This is a genomic window from Ancylobacter koreensis, from assembly GCF_023016525.1.
In the GTDB taxonomy this organism is placed as follows: Bacteria; Pseudomonadota; Alphaproteobacteria; order Rhizobiales; family Xanthobacteraceae; genus Ancylobacter; species Ancylobacter koreensis.
This window is the reverse complement of sequence record NZ_JALKCG010000009.1, coordinates 76,969-94,418: the sequence shown is the minus strand read 5'-3', so window position 1 is coordinate 94,418 and position 17,450 is coordinate 76,969. Positions and strand designations below refer to the sequence as shown.

At 68.5% G+C, this 17,450-nt stretch carries 17 protein-coding genes; 12 read left to right on the top strand and 5 right to left on the bottom strand.

What is annotated here, in order from left to right:
* Positions 1-61: 61 nt before the first annotated feature.
* The 7 genes from MWN33_RS17680 (at position 62) to MWN33_RS17650 (ending at position 6,343) form a co-directional block, all read left to right on the top strand.
* Positions 62-343, top strand: coding sequence for an acyl carrier protein (locus tag MWN33_RS17680; RefSeq protein WP_152301647.1), 282 nt, complete (start codon positions 62-64; stop codon positions 341-343).
* 37 nt (positions 344-380) lie between these two features.
* Positions 381-890 carry a 3-hydroxyacyl-ACP dehydratase FabZ family protein gene (locus tag MWN33_RS17675; protein WP_247202370.1) on the top strand — a complete coding sequence of 170 codons (510 nt, stop codon included), beginning with the start codon at positions 381-383 and terminating at the stop codon, positions 888-890.
* 11 nt (positions 891-901) lie between these two features.
* Positions 902-2,083, top strand: a complete 1,182-nt coding sequence (locus tag MWN33_RS17670; RefSeq protein WP_247202369.1) for a beta-ketoacyl-ACP synthase — start codon at positions 902-904, stop codon at positions 2,081-2,083.
* 42 nt (positions 2,084-2,125) lie between these two features.
* Complete coding sequence (locus MWN33_RS17665) at positions 2,126-3,406, top strand: beta-ketoacyl-ACP synthase (protein ID WP_247202368.1); 1,281 nt, start codon at positions 2,126-2,128, stop codon at positions 3,404-3,406.
* A 123-nt stretch (positions 3,407-3,529) separates the two neighbouring features.
* Entirely contained in the window at positions 3,530-4,282 is a 753-nt protein-coding gene (locus MWN33_RS17660; RefSeq protein ID WP_247202367.1) for an SDR family oxidoreductase, read from the top strand.
* Positions 4,283-4,382: 100 nt separating this feature from the next.
* Positions 4,383-5,405 (top strand): zinc-binding dehydrogenase, encoded by a 1,023-nt coding sequence (locus MWN33_RS17655; protein WP_247202366.1) that lies wholly within the window; start codon positions 4,383-4,385, stop codon positions 5,403-5,405.
* A 32-nt stretch (positions 5,406-5,437) separates the two neighbouring features.
* Positions 5,438-6,343 carry a lipid A biosynthesis lauroyl acyltransferase gene (locus MWN33_RS17650; protein ID WP_247202365.1) on the top strand — a complete coding sequence of 302 codons (906 nt, stop codon included), beginning with the start codon at positions 5,438-5,440 and terminating at the stop codon, positions 6,341-6,343.
* 230 nt (positions 6,344-6,573) lie between these two features.
* On the opposite strand, the gene MWN33_RS17645 is transcribed toward MWN33_RS17650, so the two are convergent.
* Both MWN33_RS17645 and MWN33_RS17640 read right to left on the bottom strand, forming a co-directional pair.
* Positions 6,574-7,683, bottom strand: a complete 1,110-nt coding sequence (locus MWN33_RS17645) for a polyamine ABC transporter substrate-binding protein (RefSeq protein ID WP_247202364.1) — start codon at positions 7,681-7,683, stop codon at positions 6,574-6,576.
* A 96-nt stretch (positions 7,684-7,779) separates the two neighbouring features.
* Positions 7,780-9,189, bottom strand: coding sequence for a glutamine synthetase family protein (locus MWN33_RS17640; RefSeq protein ID WP_247202363.1), 1,410 nt, complete (start codon positions 9,187-9,189; stop codon positions 7,780-7,782).
* A 158-nt stretch (positions 9,190-9,347) separates the two neighbouring features.
* On the opposite strand from MWN33_RS17640, the gene MWN33_RS17635 reads away from it, so the two are divergent.
* The gene (locus tag MWN33_RS17635; protein WP_247202362.1) at positions 9,348-10,727 is read left to right on the top strand and encodes an aspartate aminotransferase family protein; all 1,380 of its coding nucleotides are present in this window, start codon (positions 9,348-9,350) and stop codon (positions 10,725-10,727) included.
* A gap of 93 nt (positions 10,728-10,820) precedes the next feature.
* Complete coding sequence (locus tag MWN33_RS17630; protein WP_247202392.1) at positions 10,821-12,200, top strand: transaminase; 1,380 nt, start codon at positions 10,821-10,823, stop codon at positions 12,198-12,200.
* Here MWN33_RS17630 and MWN33_RS17625 read toward each other — a convergent pair.
* The 3 genes from MWN33_RS17625 to MWN33_RS17615 form a co-directional block, all read right to left on the bottom strand.
* Positions 12,197-13,318: a hypothetical protein gene (locus tag MWN33_RS17625; RefSeq protein ID WP_247202361.1), complete on the bottom strand. Its 1,122-nt coding sequence runs from the start codon at positions 13,316-13,318 to the stop codon at positions 12,197-12,199. The two genes, MWN33_RS17630 and MWN33_RS17625, sit on opposite strands and share 4 nt — an antisense overlap.
* Positions 13,318-13,656, bottom strand: a complete 339-nt coding sequence (locus MWN33_RS17620) for a rhodanese-like domain-containing protein (RefSeq protein WP_247202360.1) — start codon at positions 13,654-13,656, stop codon at positions 13,318-13,320. Before MWN33_RS17620 ends, MWN33_RS17625 begins: the two co-directional genes overlap by 1 nt.
* 87 nt (positions 13,657-13,743) lie before the next feature.
* Positions 13,744-14,748 carry a DMT family transporter gene (locus MWN33_RS17615; RefSeq protein ID WP_247202359.1) on the bottom strand — a complete coding sequence of 335 codons (1,005 nt, stop codon included), beginning with the start codon at positions 14,746-14,748 and terminating at the stop codon, positions 13,744-13,746.
* A 218-nt stretch (positions 14,749-14,966) separates the two neighbouring features.
* Between MWN33_RS17615 and MWN33_RS17610 the strand changes: the two genes are divergently transcribed.
* The 3 genes from MWN33_RS17610 to MWN33_RS17600 all read left to right on the top strand — a co-directional run bounded on the left by MWN33_RS17610 (position 14,967) and on the right by MWN33_RS17600 (position 17,382).
* Positions 14,967-15,836: a LysR substrate-binding domain-containing protein gene (locus tag MWN33_RS17610; RefSeq protein ID WP_247202358.1), complete on the top strand. Its 870-nt coding sequence runs from the start codon at positions 14,967-14,969 to the stop codon at positions 15,834-15,836.
* A 167-nt stretch (positions 15,837-16,003) separates the two neighbouring features.
* Positions 16,004-16,459, top strand: a complete 456-nt coding sequence (locus MWN33_RS17605) for a hypothetical protein (protein ID WP_247202357.1) — start codon at positions 16,004-16,006, stop codon at positions 16,457-16,459.
* Positions 16,456-17,382 (top strand): hypothetical protein, encoded by a 927-nt coding sequence (locus tag MWN33_RS17600; protein WP_247202356.1) that lies wholly within the window; start codon positions 16,456-16,458, stop codon positions 17,380-17,382. The genes MWN33_RS17605 and MWN33_RS17600 overlap by 4 nt, the downstream gene beginning before the upstream one ends.
* The last annotated feature ends 68 nt before the right edge of the window (positions 17,383-17,450 follow it).

The following is a 17,450-nucleotide window of genomic DNA, read 5'->3' as shown; positions in this document are numbered from 1 at the left end:
CCGGCGACGGAGAACCGATTCAACCGTGGCCGGACGCGGCCGCCGAGACCAGAGGCCTTTCATGTCGACCACGTTCGAGACCGTTGCCAACATCATTGCCGAGACGTGCGACATCCCGCGCGAGAACATCACGCCGGAGAGCCACGCGATCGACGATCTCGGCATCGACAGCCTGGACTTCCTCGACATCGCCTTCGCCATCGACAAGGCGTTCGGCATCAAGCTTCCGCTGGAAAGCTGGACGCAGGAAGTGAACGAGGGCAAGGCCACCACCGAGCAGTACTTCGTGCTCAAGAATCTCGTGGCCCGCATCGACGAGCTGATCGCCGCCAAGTCCGCCTGATCGCGGACAGGCAACGGCGCGTGCGCAGGACCGGGTGATGCGGCTCGAATATTTCCAGATGATCGACAAGGTCCTCGAGCTCGATCTCGAGGCCCGCACGTTGCGGACCGCCAACACGGTCCCGGACGAAAGCCCGATCTTCGAAGGCCATTTCCCCGGCCACCCGCTGCTGCCCGGCGTGCTGCTGTTCGAGATCATGGCGCAGACCAGCGGCATGCTGGCGCTGCGCCTGCACAATTACGACCGCATGGCGTTCCTCGCCTCGGTCGACAAGGGCAAGCTGCGCACCTTCGTGACCCCCGGTCAGGTGATCGAGGTGTTCTCCCGCCTCGAACATGACGGCTCGGGCTATGCCCGGCTCAAGGCCGAGGGCAGGGTCGAGGGCAAGCTCGTCTGCAACGCCGATATAACCCTCAAGACCATGCCCTTCCCGGCGCCCGAGCTGCGCGGCTACCTGCTGTCGACCGCCAAGCGCATCGGCATGCCGATGGGCGACGCGCCGGCCGCCGGCGAAGGGGCGTGCCAGGAAAGCCTGACGCATGTCTGAAAGCCTGACGCATGTCTGATCGTCGCGACGTCTGGATCACCGGCATCGGGATCGTCTCCTCGCTGGGTGAAGGCCCGATCGCCCATTGGGAAGCGCTGTCTGCCGGCACCACGGTGATCGACGAGGAGAGCTTCGCGCCCTACCTCGTCCACCCGCTGGCGAAGATCAATTTCGACGCGCAGATCCCCAAGAAGGGCGACCAGCGGCAGATGGAGCCGTGGCAGCGCATCGGCACCTACGCGGCCGGCCTTGCGCTCGATTCCGCCGGCATCAAGGGCGACAAGGACATTCTGGGCACCACCGACATGGTGGTGGCGGCGGGCGGCGGCGAGCGCGACCAGACGGTCGACGGCGCCATCCTCACCGAGATCGAGAAGCAGCCCAAGCCCGACGTCTTCCTCAACGAGCAGCTCCAGTCGAACCTGCGCCCGACGCTGTTCCTGGCCCAGCTCTCCAACCTTCTGGCCGGCAACATCTCCATTGTGCACGGCGTCACCGGCTCCTCGCGCACCTTCATGGGCGAGGAAAGCTCGGGCACCGACGCGGTGCGCATCGGCTGGTCGCGCATCGCGGCCGGCACCAGCGAGATCGCCCTCGTCGGCGGCGCCTACAATGCCGAGCGGCGCGACATGCTGCTGCTCTTCGCGCTCAAGCGCCTCGCCCGCCACGCCCCCTGGGCGCCGGTGCTGGCCGATCCTAAGGGCGTGCCGACCGGTTCGGCCGGCGCCTTCCTGGTGCTGGAATCGCCCGAGCACGCGACCGCTCGCGGCGCCAAGCCCATCGCCAAGCTCTCCGGCGTGTGGTCCGAGCGTGCGCAGCGTAACGAGCCGGGCGCCGTCGAGGCGGTGATCGAGCAGCTCGTGAAGACGGCTGAGGCCGGCGTCACCGAAGGCACCGCCATTCTCTCCGCCGCCTGCGGCGCGCCCGAGCCGACCCAGGCGGAAGCCGCCGTGCTGGCCCGCTCCGGCCTGCCGGTGCGCTCGGTGACGGATCGCGTCGGCCACGGGCTGGAGGCGCAGATGCCGGTCGCGCTGGCGCTCGCCGCGCTGTGCGTCGCCGAGGGGCGGCTTTTCGCCCCGCTCGCCGGCGAGCCGCTGGAAAAGCCTTTCGACGGCACGCTTTCCCGTGCCATCGTCACCGCAGTGGGGCATTGGCGTGGGGAAGGCGTCGCGCTGGTCGAGCGCGTCGACTGACCTCGCACAAGGCGGAAGCGCATCGCTTCCGAGGAGCAGATCATGGCTTCCTATACCGACAAGGCCGGTCGGCCGATCGTCGTCGTTACCGGCGCGGGGCTCGTCACCTCGCTCGGACAGGGCAAGCAGGACAACTGGGCGAAGCTGACGGCCGGTACTTCCGGCATCCACCGCATCACCCGCTTCCCCATCGACGGCATGCGCACCACCATCGCCGGCACGGTGGATTACCTGCCGAAGAGCTCGACCACGGCGCCCGACCTCTCCGAGGAACTGGCGACGCTGGCGGCCGAGGAAGCCATCGCCGAATCGGGCATCGGCGCGAAGGGCCGTTTCCCCGGCCCGCTCTTCTGCGCCGTGCCGCCCATCGAGCTGGAATGGCCGCAGCGCCGCATCCTGGCGCAGGAGGCCGCGCCGAATGCCGCCGTGACCTATGACGACCTGCTGCGCGCGGCGGAAGCCAACGGCCACGACGCCTGGCACGAGCGCTTCCTTTACGGCTCCATCGCCGACCACCTCGCCGACCGTTTCGGCACGCGGGGCCAGCCGATCTCCCTTTCCACCGCCTGCGCCTCGGGCAACACCTCGATCCAGCTCGCGGTCGAGGCGATCCGGCGCGGCGACTGCGACGCGGCGCTCTCTATCGCCACCGACGGTTCGGTGACGGCCGAGGCGCTGATCCGCTTCTCGCTGCTCTCGGCGCTTTCGACCAATAACGAGGTGCCGGAAGCCGCCTCGCGCCCGTTCTCCAAGAACCGCGACGGCTTCATCATCGCGGAAGGCGCCGGCGCGCTGGTGCTGGAGAGCCTGGAGCACGCGGTCGCGCGCGGGGCGAACATCATCGGCGTGGTCGAGGGCGTCGGCGAGATGGCCGACAGCTTCCACCGCACCCGCTCCTCGCCGGATGCCAAGCCGGTGATCGGCTGCATGCGTGCGGCGCTGTCGGATGCCGGCGTGAGCCCGGACGACATCGACTACATCAACGCCCACGGCACCTCGACGCCGGAGAACGACCGCATGGAGTTCACCGGCATGAGCGCGGTGTTCGGCGAGCGGCTGGGTTCCATCCCGCTGTCGTCCAACAAGTCGATGATCGGCCACACGCTGACCGCCGCCGGCGCCATCGAGGCGGTGATCTCGCTGCTGACCGTCCGCAATGGGCGCATCCCGCCGACCATCAACTACGAAGTGCCCGATCCCGCGATCCCGCTCGATGTGGTGCCCAACGTCGCCCGCGACGCGCAGGTGCGCCGGGTGATGTCGAACTCCTTCGGCTTCGGCGGCCAGAACGTCGCCCTCGTCATCACCGGCGAGCCGGCGTGACGGGCAAGCCTCTTCACATGACGAACGCGGTGGCCGGGCCTGTCCCGGCCACTGTCGTTTCGCGCCGCCCGCGCCCGCAGGCCAGCGCGGCGAGGAAAGGAATGCGTCCATGAGAATGCGTCCATGAGCCAGCGTGTCCTCGTCACCGGCGGCGGTCGCGGCGTCGGCGCCGCCATCGTGCGTGCGCTCGCGCTGGCGGGCTTCGAGGTGGTGTTCACCGTGCGCACGGCGGAAGCCGAGGCGCAGGCGCTCATCGCCGGCATCAAGGCCGAGAAGGCCGACGCCGCCGTCGAGGCGCGCGCGCTCGACCTCGCCGACAAGGCGGCCGTCGAAGCCTTCGCCGCGATCATCGCCGAGGAGCCGGCCTATTACGGCTTCATCCACAATGCCGGCATGAGCTACGACACGCTGGCGGCCATCGTCGACCAGCACCGCGCCGAGCAGCTCATGCAGGTGAATTACTGGTCTTTCGTGAAGCTGGTGGGCGCGCTGGTGCGGCCGATGACGCGCGCCCGCGCCGGGCGCATCGTCGCCATCGGCTCCATCGCCGCCGACGTCGCCAATGCCGGCAACGCCATCTATGCCGGCTCCAAGGCGGCGCTGGCCGGCTATTGCCGTACGCTCGCCATCGAGAGCGCGCGGCGCGGCGTGACGGTGAACGTCGTCGCCCCCGGCTTCGTCGACACGGCGATGCTGGCGCCCTATGCCGCCTATCGCGCCAATGTCGAGAAGCAGATCCCGGCCGGCCGCTTCGCGCGGCCCGAGGACGTGGCGGGGGTTGTCTCCTTCCTGCTGTCGCCGGGCGCCGCCTACGTCACCGGCGCGACCCTGCCGGTGGATGGCGGCCTCACCGCCGCACTAGCCATCCAGCGCTGATTTAGCTATCCACCCTCGTCCTTCCGGCGGCATCCGGCTGCGCCCTTTCCTCGTATGAGGCGATGGGCGGCCCCTCCGCCGCCATTGCCCGGAGTTGTCCATGCGCGCGCTTCAGCTGGTGTCCGACCGCGAACTCATCCTCACCGACCTGCCGGAGCCCGGCGCGCCGGAAGCGGGCGAGGTGCAGGTCTCCGTCAAGGCGCTCGCGCTGAACCATATCGACGTGTGGGGCTGGCGCGGCATGGCCTTCGCCAAGCGCAAGATGCCGCTCGTCGTCGGCGCCGAGGCGGTGGGCGAGGTCACGGCCGTCGGCGAGGGCGTCACCCGCTTCAAGCCGGGCTCCAAGGTCGCCATGTACGGCGCGCTGACCTGCGGCCAGTGCCGCATGTGCCGGCAGGGCCGCGACAATCTCTGCGAGGAGGTCGCCGGCGTCATGGGCTTCCATGTCGACGGCTTCGCCCGCGACACGCTGAACATCAAGGACCGGCTCTGCGTGCCGATCCCGGAGGGCATCTCCTGGGCCGACGCGGCCACCGCGCCCGTCACCTTCTCCACCGTCGAGCACATGCTGTTCGACAACGCCAAGCTGGAGCCGGGCGAGACCGTGCTGGTGCACGCCGCCGGTTCGGGCATCGGCACGGTGGCGATCCGCATGGCGAAGGAGATCGGCTGCACCGTCATCACCACCGCCGGCGACGACGAGAAATGCGCCAAGGCGCTGGCGCTCGGCGCCGACCACGCCATCAACTACCGCACCGACCGCTTCGAGCACGAGGTGCGCAAGATCACCAAGAAGAAGGGCGTCGACGTCGTGTTCGAGCATGTCGGCGCCGAGACGTGGAACGGCTCGCTGCTCTCCATGCGGCCGGGCGCGCGCCTCGTCACCTGCGGCTCGACCTCGGGCGTGTCGGTGAACATGAACCTGATGCAGCTCTTCCAGCGCCAGTATCGCATCATCGGCTCCTTCGGCGCGCCCATCCGCGCCATAGCCGACGGGCTCAAGCGCATGGAGCGCGGCGTGCTGCCGGTGATCGATTCCCAGTACCCGCTGGAGGATTTCGGCGCTGGGCTGGAGCGTCTGGAAACCCGCCGCGTCTTCGGCAAGGTCGTCATCACCTTCTGAACGCGGACCCGTCCCGACAACCCGGCCTCCCGATGCCCCCTGCCCGCCCCTGGCACCTCCGGCTGCGCGATGCCACCCTGTCGGCGAGCGTGTGGACGCTCATGCGGCTGCTGCGCCTGCAGCCGCCACGCTTTGCCTCGTGGAACGGCGGCTTCTGGGCCCGCATGATCGGGCCTTACACCTCGATCCACCGGGTCACGCTCAACAATCTGCGCCGCGCCTACCCCGAGAAGACCGAGGCCGAGCGCGAGGCGATCGCGGTCGGCATGTGGGACAATCTCGGCCGCATGGCGGGCGAGTTCGTCCATCTCGACCGCATCTGGCAGTACAATATGTGGGAGCCGTCGAAGAGCCGGATCGAGACCACGGGCGTCTCGAACTTCGTGGCCATGCGGATCGACGGCAAGCCGGCCCTCGTCTTCACCGCCCATCTCGCCAACTGGGAGCTGCCGGCCATCGCGGCAGCGGCGCAGGGGCTGAACAGCGCGGTGCTGTTCCGCGCGCCGGACAATTCCTTCTTTGCCGACCTGCTGTTCAACGCCCGCAGCCAGGTTATGGGAAACCTGGTCGCCGCCTCGCATGTCGCGGTGTTCGAGCTCGCCGCCGTGCTCGATCAGGGCAAGCATCTGGGCATTCTGGTGGATCAGGCACGGCGCGGCGGGCCGACGGTGCAGTTCTTCGGGCAGCCCTGCTCGTCCAATCCCACCATCGCCCGCCTCGCCCGGCTCTACGAGTGCCCGGTGCACGGGGTGCGCGTCATCCGCCTGCCCGAAGGCCGCTTCCGCATCCAGTGCACCCCCGCCCTCGACCTGCCGCGCGACGCCAGCGGGCGCATCGACGTGGATGGCGCCATGCAGGCGATCACCTCGGTAGTCGAGGCCTGGGTGCGTGAGCACCCCGACCAGTGGACCTGGTTCTACAAGCGCTGGCGGATGTAGGCGGCGGGGACAGCGTGACGGCGGCGCGACGCCGCCCCTTCCCCATCCGTCATCCCGGATGACCGAAGGCCGATCCGGGATCGCCCGCGCGATCGGGACGCTCCGTCGGCACGCGATTCCGGCTCTCGCTCCGCTCGGCCGGAATGACAGCAAGGGATGACCAAACGAAAAAGGCGCCCCGCAGGGCGCCTTTCGCATTCTTGCAAACCGGTGGCCTGCGGGCTCGCCGGTCACTTGCCGCGCTTGAAGTCGCTCCAGGTGCGGGTAACGACGCGCTGCACCTTCTGGGGATAGGTGGTGACGGTGAACAGCTTGCCCTGCGTCTCCTTGTCCGGGTAGATCGCCGGATTGTCGAGGATCGCCTTGTCGATGAACTGCTGCGCACCCTCGCTGCCGCTGGCGTAGGAGATGTAGTTCGAGTTCTTCGCCGCGATCTCGGGCTTCATCATGAAGTTGATGAAGGCCAGCGCCTCGTCGGGATGCGGGGCATCCTTCGGGATGGCGAAGTTGTCGAACCACATCAGCGCGCCTTCCTTCGGGATGACGTACTCGATGTTGATCGCCGGCTTGCCGGTCTTCTCGGCGGCTTCCTCGGCGCGGGCCTTGGCCTGGAACACGTCGCCCGACCAGCCCGTGGCGATGCAGATGTCGCCGCCGGCAAGCGCGTTGATGTAGCCCGAGCTATCGAACTTCTTGATGAAGGGGCGGATCTTGGCCAGCAGCTTGCCGGCCTCCTCGATGTCCTTCGGGTCCTTCGAGTTCGGGTCCTTGCCGAGATAGCGCAGCGCGGTGGGAATGATCTCCTCCGGGCCGTCGAGCATGTAGATGCCGCAATCCTTCAGCTTCTTCAGGATTTCCGGCTTGAAGATGATGTCCCAGCTGTTGAGCGGGATGTCGCCGAGGCGCTCCTTCACCTTGTCGACATTCATGCCGATGCCGGTGGTGCCCCACATGTAGTTCACGGCGTATTCGTTGCCGGGATCGTAGACCGCAAGGCGGTCGGAGATCAGCGGCCACTGATACTGGATGTTCGGCAGCTTGGCCTTGTCGAGCTTCAGGAACACGCCGGCCTGGATCTGGCGCTGCAGGAAGGAGCCGGTCGGCACCACCACGTCGTAGCCGGTCTTGCCGCCGAGGAGCTTGGTCTCCAGCACCTCGTTCGAGTCGAAGACGTCGTACCGGACCTTGATGCCGGTTTCCTTGGTGAACTCCTCCAGCACCGACTCGTCGATGTAGTCGGACCAGTTGTAGACGTTCACGACCTTCTCCTGCGCCGACGCCGGCGCGATCGCCAGCGCGGCCAGCAGGCCTGCCGCGATTGTCGTTAGGAGGCGGGACATCCTATTCTCCTCGGGAAGTGGGTTGCGAGTGCGGTGAGCTACACCCTGACGCCAAGGCTAGAGCCTCGTCGCCCGGTGCTCAAGTCATGACCTTGCTCACAAATAGGTCTCGTACTCGAGCGGGTTGATGCGGCGCTCGAAGGCGGCGAGCTCGGCTTCCTTCATGATGGCGAAGACGCGCTGGTATTCGGCGCCGAAGGCGCGCGAAACGAAATCCGAGCGCGCGAAATCGCGGATCGCCTCGCCCATGTCGTAGCTCAGATGCGGAGCTTCCTGCTCATAGGCGTTGCCGGTGAGCGGAGGCGGCGGCTCCAGACCGCGCTCGATGCCCTCCAGCATGCCGGCGAGTATGGCCGCCAGCACGAGATGGGGGTGGGCGTCGGCGCCGGCGATGCGGTGCTCCAGACGGCGCGCCTTGGATGGGCCGTTCGGCACGCGCACCGCCACCGCGCGGTTGTCATAGCCCCAGGAGATGCTGGTCGGCGCGTAGCTGCCCGGCACCAGCCGGCGGAAGCCGTTGTAGCTCGGCACATAGAGCACGGCGGTGTCCGCCATGGTGGCGAGCAGCCCGGCGGCGGCGCTGCGCAGCAGGCGCTCACCCGCCTCCCCGGCGCCGAAGGCATTGCCGCCCTCGCCATCCGTCAGGCTCACATGGACGTGCATCCCCGAGCCGGCGAAATCGAGGAAGGGCTTGGCCATGAAGCTCGCCCGCACGCCGTGCTTGCGCGCCACGCCGTCGATCAGCCGGCGCAGCAATATGGCGTCGTCGGCCGCCGCCATCGGATCGCGGCGGTGATAGAGGTTGACTTCGTACTGTCCGGGCGCGGCCTCCGAGATCACCGTATCGGCCGGCAGGCCCTGGATGCGCGCGGCCTCGCGAATGTCGTGCAGCAGCGGCGCGAAGGCGTCGAGGTCGGACATGGAATACATGTTCTGCCGCGCCGGCCCGTTGGACGAGGCGGGGAACACCGGCTCTGGCACGCCGCCGGCGCCCGCAGTGGTCTTCAGCAGATAGAATTCGAGCTCGAAGGCGACGCAGGGGTAAAGACCGAGCGCGGCGAGGCGCTCCACCTGATGGGCGAGCTTGTGGCGCGGGTCGAGCTCCCAGGGACGCTCGCCGCCGCGCAAATCCGGCTCATACATGGAGAGCATGACCTGCGCCGCCGGGCGCGGCGACCACGGCACCGGCGTCAGCGTGCCCGGCACGGGGCGGCAGATGCCGTCGCGGTCGCCGGTCTCGATGTGGATGCCGGTCTCCTCCACCTCGCGGCCCCAGATGTCGAGGCCGAAGATGGAAAGCGGAATGGCGACGCCGTCGCCCCAGATCTTGCCGCCCGCTGCGCCGGGGATCCATTTGCCCCTGAGCACGCCATGCGTGTCGGGCAGCAGGACCTCGACGATTTCCGGCGCGCCATGGGCGGCGACATAGGCGCCGAACGCGTCGGTGTGATTATCGGCTTCGCTCGCGGCGGCCGTGGCGTCTTCCACGGCATCGGGCAATGGCATGATCCACCTGGGTAAACTCGTCACGTCGATTTGGTCATGGCCGCAGGGGAGCGGTCAAGCCGGTGCTCTTGTGCCATGCGGAACGGCTTGACGCACGTAAAAATGTGATCACATTCTGCGCCGACCGACCCGGCCCCTCCCTTTTGCGCGAGAGCATCATGCCGCTTCCCTCCTCGACCGCCGAGCTGCGCGCGCTGGACGCCGCCCACCATCTGCACCCGTTCAGCGACATGAAATCGCTGAATGCCGAGGGCTCGCGCATCATCGTGAAGGCCGAGGGCGTGTGGCTGACGGACTCGGAGGGCAACCGCATCCTCGACGGCATGTCGGGCCTGTGGTGCGTGAATGTCGGCTACGGGCGCGAGGAGATCGTCGAGGCGGTCGCCGCGCAGCTACGCGAGCTGCCCTACTACAACACCTTCTTCAAGACCACGCACAGGCCGGCCATCGAGCTGGCGGCCAAGCTCGCCGAGCTGACCCCGCCGCAGTTCAACAAGGTGTTCTTCACCGGCTCGGGCTCGGAATCCAACGACACGGTGATCAAGCTCGTCCGCCGCTATTTCCAGATCAAGGAAAAGCCGGAGAAGAAGATCATCATCTCCCGTCGCAACGCCTATCACGGCTCCACCGTCGCCGCCGGAAGCCTGGGCGGCATGGCGCCGATGCACGGGCAGAGCGCGGTCATTCCCGACATCGTGCACATCGCCCAGCCCTATTGGTGGGGCGAGGCGCGCCAGGGCGAGACGCCGGAGGAATTCGGCCTGCGCACCGCCCGCGCGCTGGAATCCACCATCGACGCCATGGGCGAGGACCGCATCGCCGCCTTCATCGCCGAGCCCATCCAGGGCGCCGGCGGCGTCATCATCCCGCCCGCGAGCTACTGGCCGGAGATCGCCCGCATCTGCCGCGAGCGCGACATCCTTTTCATCTCCGACGAGGTGATCTGCGGCTTCGGGCGCACCGGCAACTGGTTCGGCTGCGAGACCTTCGGCACCCAGCCGGACATCCTCGTCATGGCCAAGGGCATCACCTCGGGCTACATGCCGCTCGGCGGCGTCATGGTCGCCGACCGGGTGGCCGAGGTGCTGCTGGAAGGCGGCGACTTCAACCACGGCTACACCTATTCCGGCCATCCCGCCGCCTGCGCGGCGGCGCTCGCCAATCTCGACATCATGGTGCGCGAGAAGCTGGTGGAGCGCGTCGCCAACGATGCCGGCCCCTATCTCAAGGCGCAGTGGTCGACGCTCGCCGAGCACCCCCTCGTCGGCGAGGCGCCGATGGTCGGGCTCGTCGGCGCGCTGGAGCTGACGCCGGACAAGACCGGTCGCACCAAGTTCCCCGATGTCGGCAAGGTCGGCACGCTGGCGCGCGACTTCTCGTTCAGGAACAACCTCGTGATGCGCGCGGTGCGCGACCGCCTCATCATCGCGCCGCCGCTGGTCATCTCGCACGGCGAGATCGACGAGCTGGTGGCCCGCGCCCGCAAGACGCTCGACGAGACCTATGCCGAGCTCAAGCGCTGGGGCTGGGTGCACTGAGCCGGCACGGCCCCGCCCTTTCGCGGCGGATTGCGGCGCGCGCCGCGAAATCGTGCTTAGATGGGGCGACGCCAGCAGGACGGGCGGGCCGCGATGAATGCCGTGACGTCGTTTGCCGAAGGTCCGGGCGTGAGCCCGGCGCGCACCGCCGCCCTGCGCGCGGAGGCGGAAGCGCTTTATCTCGGCACGCGCCCGAACACGCGCGCCGCCGCCGAGGCCGCCGCCCATCTGCTCGACGGCGTGCCCATGCACTGGATGGTCGACTGGTCGACGCCGGTGCCGCTCGTCATCCGCGAGGCGCAGGGCGCCCGGCTCGTCGATGCGGACGGCCACGGCTATGACGATTTCTGCCTCGGCGACACCGCCTCGCTGTTCGGTCACGGCCCCGCCCCAGTTGCCGAGGCGCTGATCGCGCAGGCTCGCCGGGGCCTCGCCACCATGCTGCCGAGCCCGGATGCCGCCGCTGTCGGCGATCTGCTCGCCGCCCGCTTCGGCCTGCCCTTCTGGCAAATCGCCACCACCGCCACCGACGCCAACCGCTTCGCCCTGCGCGCCGCCCGCGCCGCCACCGGGCGCCCGCGCATCCTCGTCTTCGACGGCGCCTATCATGGCGCGGTGGACGAGGTGTTCGTCGAGATCGGCCCGGACGGGCGGGTGCGCAACCGGCCGGCGCTGATCGGCGAGCCGCGCGACCTCACCGTGCTGACGCGGGTCGTGCCGTTCAACGACCTCGACGCGGTGGAGACCGCGCTGGCCGACAACACCGTCGCCTGCGCCATCGCCGAGCCGGTGATGACCAACTGCGCCATGGTGCTGCCGCAGCCCGGCTTCCACGAGGGGCTGCGCGAGATCACCCGGCGGCACGGCACGCTGCTGCTGATCGACGAGACCCACACGCTGTCCACCGGGCCGGGCGGCTATACCGGCGCCTTCGGGCTGCATCCCGACATCTTCGTCGTCGGCAAGGCCATCGCCGGCGGCGTGCCGGCCGCCGTGTGGGGCATGAGCGAGGAAGCCGCCGCACGCTTCGGCGCCGCGCGCCGCAACCGGCCGGACGGCCATTCGGGTCTCGGTACGACGCTGTCGGGCAGCCCGCTCCAACTCGCGGCGCTACGCGCGACGCTGGAGAAGGTCGCCACCGAGGACGCCTATGCCCATATGAACCGGCTCGCCGACCGCATGGAGGCAGGACTGTCGCAGGTGCTCGCCTCGGCCGGCCTTCCCTGGCATGTCGCCCGCTGCGGCGCGCGGGTGGAAGTGGTGCGCGCGCCCGCCCCCCTCACCGACGGACGGCAGGCAAAGGGCGCGCATTACCCCGCTCTTGAAGCGGCGATCCATCTCGCGCTGCTGGTGCGCGGCGTGCTGATCTCGCCCTTCCACGACATGATGCTGGCCTCCCCGGCGACGGGCGAGGACCAGGTCGAGCGGCTGATCGAGGCGACGCGCGACGTGGTGCGCCGGCTGGCCGGTTAGGAACGCCAGAACCTTCCCCCAAGCCCGAGCGTCGTCTTGCGGGTGCGGGCACCTTCCAGCTCTGTCACACGCCGGCTGAGAGAATAGATAGCCCGCAGCAGCAGTGCATTTTCCGCACGCAGCTTCTCGATGTCCGAGCACTCCACCACCTGATCGGGAGACACCGGCGGAAACAGGGGTTCCGCGCCGAACTGCGGCAGGTAGCGCGCCTTCAGCGCCTCATCGTGTTCACGGCAACGTTCGACCACGGCGTGGCGCTCGGCGAGGCTCATGAAGTACGAGCCGGGGCCCGATTTGAACGCGGTCGGACCGATAACGTGCGCCAGATGGCCTAGCACGTCGTTCTCGTCACGCCCGCAGAAGAGGTCGCGCGAGCGATTGAGAAGATCGCTGAGATGCTCGTTGCAGCTTATGTTGACCGGAGGCCCCCGAACCATCTCGGGAAGATCCACCCCGATCGTCGCCAGGAAATGAAGTACCACGTCGCTTTCGGGGAAGAGATCGCGGCGGAAGGGAAAGACCTTCAGCCGCTCGATACCCACCTGCTGCTCCCAGGCTCCCAGCAGTTCCATCCTGCTCGGATTGCTTGCAATCGCAGCCCAGTAGGCACGAGGTGAATCGAAGAGCTTGATCCCCCATTGCTGCCAGCCAGCGATAAGCTGTTCGTCAGGCCGGCGGATATACGCCACCACCTCCGGCGCGAAACCGGCCGTCCGGGCGGACTGTATCACCGGGGAGGCGAGCCCGCCCGGAGCGAGAAGGTTTTCGGCGGTGATGATAAGCGTGTGCGCCTGGCGATCGTCCATGACGACCGCCAGTTCGCGAAAGCGGCGCGTAAGCTCACCGACAGGATCAGGATGATCGAGAAGCTGCGAGAAATAACCGACCTGGCCGAATGTCACGAGGCTGTCGGCATCCAGCGTATCCGACGCCACCAGCATGCCGCGCGCCACCAGCGCCGCGTTGTTGGCCAGCAGCATGCTCTGGATGGCCGAACTGCCGCATTTCGGACCGCCTATGTGGACGATGAGACGTCGCTCGCGCACTTGCGGCGAACGCAGGGACAACCGGGCCTTTCGCAGTCTGTGAAAAAGACGAAATCCGCGGTTGTTGCCCATCAGCCCTTCTCGGTCGGAAACCCCGCTTCCTTCCAGGCAAGGATGCCGCCAGCCATGTGTCGATGCAAGTCGACGCCCGCGGCCTGCGCGGCGGCGGCGGCCTTCTGCGAGCGCTGGCCGGAGCGGCAGGAAAACACCAGCGTCTTCTCGCCGGGATCGGGCAGCGCATGGGCGTCAAAGGCCGAAAGCGGGAACTCGACCGCGCCGGGAATGCTCTCGGCGGCCGTCTCGTTCGGCTCGCGCACGTCCACCAGAAGGATGGTCCCGGCGTCGAGCCCGGCCTTCACTTCCTCCACCGAGAGATTTTCGATCACGCCGCCGAAGGGATTGGGCTGCATCTGGGGCTCCTCAAAGCTGTCAGACGCAGGTAGACCCGCCGCTCCGCCTCCGCAAGAGGCGAGAGCGACGCCACGCCCACCTCGCGTTCAGTTCGGACGGGCGGTGGCGACGCCGGCCACCACCAGCAGCCCGCCGACAAGCACGGCGAGCGAGGGAATCTCGCCGAACAGCAGCGCCGCCAACGTCACGCCGACGACGATCTGCAGCAGCAGCACCACCGAGATCAGCCCGGCCGGCAGACGGCCCAGCGCGAAGGTGGCGAGCCCCTGCCCGGCCGCCTGGGCGATCAGCCCGAGGCCGATCACTGCCAGCAGCCCCTTCAGGCTCTGCGGCACCAGCGTCTCGCCGCTCGCCACCGCCCAGCCGAGGCACAGCACGGCGCCGGTGCAGGCAGCGATGAACGAGGCCATGCCGCCGCCCAGCGGCACCGCCTTGGTGGTCGCCGCGCGGCGCACGGCGCGCGTCGTCAGCATGTAGCCGGCGTAGAAAAGCGCCGCAGCGACACAGAGCAGGTCGCCGAGCACTCCCACCGGGTGCACGCCGGCGCCACGGGTCTGGAAGGCGCTGCTGGCGATGATGAGCACCGTGCCCGAGAGCGCCATGGCCAGCGCGATCATCAGCCCACGCGTCGGGCGTTCGCGCAGGATCAGCCAGCCGAACACGAAGACGAACACCACGGCGAGATTGCCGAGCAGCACCGCATTCGCCGTGCTGGTATGAGCGAGCCCGGTGTGGAAGACGATGAGATCGGCGCCGAAGAACAGGCCCGCCAGCGCCGCCAGCAGGAACTGGCGCGCCGTGAGCCGGGGCGCGGGACGGGCGGGGCTCGCCTGGCGCCGCGCCGAGCGATGCTCGGCAAAGGCCCACAGCGCGGTCGGGCCGAGCGCGAAGAACAGCCGCCAGAAGCCGATCGCCGCCGGCCCGGCATCGGCGACCCGCACCAGGATCGGCGAGAAGCCGATGCACATCGCCGCCAGCACCACGGCGAAGAAGGCCTGCCGGCGGCGCTGCGCCTCGGCATTCACCACAGGGCGGGAATCGGGAAGGACCGCATGCGCGGGGGCCGTCAGGGCGGCGGGAGGCGGGGACATTGCCGGGCTCGACAGAAACGAAGTGTGACGTCTGGGAGGAATGAGCCGCCGGTGCGTGCTTGCGCGCATCCGCACCCGGTGCCCATTCTGGTGAGTGTCTACTCCCGCATCTGAAATCGCGAAAGCGAATTTATTTTGTCGTTTCATTGACAATTCTGATATGAAGAAGCCGGCGCGACGGGCGCCGCGATCCCCCGCCCAACGGACCGGAGGCCGTGATGCGTCATCTCGACACCGAATCCCTCGGCATGCTGATCGCCATCGTCGACACGGGCGGCTTCACCGCCGCCGCCGACCGTGTCGGACGCACGCAATCGGCGGTCTCGGCGCGCATTGCCCAGCTTGAAGACAATCTCGGCGTCCGGCTGCTGGAGCGCTCGCGGCGCGGCATCTCGCTCACCGAGACCGGCGAGCGCCTCGTCGCCCATGCGCGCCGGCTGCTCGCCTATGAGAGCGAGGCGCTGGCCGACCTGAAGGGCGGCACACCGGAAGGCAGCGTGCGGGTCGGCATGCCGGACGATTACGTCGACGCCTATTTCACCCCGACCATCGCGCGCTTCGCCGCCGCCTATCCCCGCGTCGAGATTTCCATCCGTGCCGACCTCTCGAAGAACATCGAGCCGGAGGTCGAGCGCGGCCATATCGACGTCGCGCTGCTCACTCGCGACCTCTCGCGCCCCACCGGCGAGCTGATCAAGCGCGAGAAGCTGCTCTGGCTCGCGGCGCGCGGCCACCGGCCGGAGCGCAACGCCCCCCTGCCGTTGGCGCTGTTCCCCACCGGCTGCCGGGTGCGCCCGCACATCGCTGCCACGCTCGACAAGGCGGGGCTGAGCTGGCGCGTCGCCTGCACCTCCTCCTCGCAGGGAGGCGTGCACGCGGCGGTCGAGACCGGCCTGTGCATCACCGCGCTTCCGGAATGCGCCGCGCCGCCGGAATGGCGCCGGCTGGGCACGGCGGACGGGCTGCCGCCGCTGCCGGATATCGAGGTCGCGCTGTTCCTCGCGCCGGCCGCCTCCTCGGCAGCCCGGCGCCTCGCCGACATGCTGCGCGCCGCGCTCGCCATGCCCTCGGTCGTCGCCGCCGCCTGAGTTCTTTCGAGACCTTCCCCGATGCCAACAAAGCCGGCGCTCCCGCGCGGGTTTCAGGTTGTCGCGATACGCAATCTACGATTGCGGTGATAATCGTTATGGATTAACGATTGTGGCGTCGTTGGATTGGGGGATCGAGGGACATGGGGCGCATGCCGAGAAACGGGGTGTCAGCGGCGAACCCCGGCGGGCCCGTGCAGGGCTTCCGACAGATCGTGGCGACCATCATGCTGCTCGCCTATTGCGTGCCCATCATTGCCTGGACGGTCTACGGCGCCATCCATCTCAGCCCCCTCGAATGGCAGTTGGAAGACGACGGCATCCTCGGCGCGGTCAGCTATTTCGCGGACAACTCCACCGGTACGCTGAACCTGCTGCGGCAAATCCTGCTGCCCCTGCTCGCGGCGCTGACGGCGAGCCTGCTGGTCCACAATGCCCATACCCGCATTCTGTTCGGCGTGCTCGTCGTGGTGTCGACGCTGGCCCTGCTGTCCGCCCTCGTCGGCACCTTCCTGTTCGCGCCGGACCACTGGGAAAAGGCGGCGACGAACCGCGCCTTCTTCTCCGATCTTGCCTCCTCGCTCGCCGTCTATGTGATGCTTCTGGTCGGGTTGAAGCTATGAGAACGCCTGCTCTCCTTGCGTGGCTCGCCGCCGCTGCGCTGGTCCTTCATGCGGGGCAACCGGCACGCGCGCAGGACGCGGCGCCCGGCGCTTCCGAGCTGACGCTGAATTTCAGCACCGACCCGGATTCGGCCCACCAGCGCGTGTCGATCTGGCGCAAGGGCGCGCGCATCTCGCTCGCCGATGGTTCCAACGCTGCCCAGGCCGGGGCGAAGACGCCGCTGCACATCGCGCTGGAACCGCCGCTGCCGGAACCGCTCTGGCTCGTCACGGACTGGAAGGACGGGGGCGGCTATTCCGCCTATCCGATCCTGCTCGTCCAGAGCGTGGCCGGGCTGAAGGCGGACGTGCTGTTCGTGAAGGATGCCAGCGCCCGGCCGTCCAGCCGCGATATCCGCCAGCGCTGCGAGCGTGAAACGGTGAAAGGCGACGAGCACGCCTTCCGCATGTACTTCTTCTGCAAGGCGGCGGCTGTGGCGGACCCGTCGGACGAGGGGATATTGCGGCGCGCCGCCCTGCAGGGCTGGCTGAAGGCCAATCAGGAACTGCTCCGGGTCGTCCAGCCCGTCTCGCCCTTCACCTACGATCCCGACCTCGCCGAGGCGCTGCGCGAGATCGTCGGCAAGGTCGACCGGGAAGGCGACCCCGACAGCTGGAAGCCGCTGCGCATCGACGACGCGCGCCAGTTCGTGACCGCTTTTGACGCCCGCAGCATCAGCCTCTACCGCCTCGTCTCCCCTCTCAAGGACAGCGGCGACATCAAGGGGGCGCTGGCGATGCTCGACTATGTGAGCGCGGCTTACGACAAGCTCGTCGGACCGGACGGCACCCGCACGGTGGACGGCGTGAACGGCAAGCGCCTGACCGACGACCGGGCCTTCCTGGAGACGCTGCTGCGCGAGCGCGCCGCGCGCCGCCCCTGACCTCTCCCCGGCCCGCAAAGACGCCCGGCGCCTTCATCTACAATTCACATGCATTGCGCCGCGCGGCA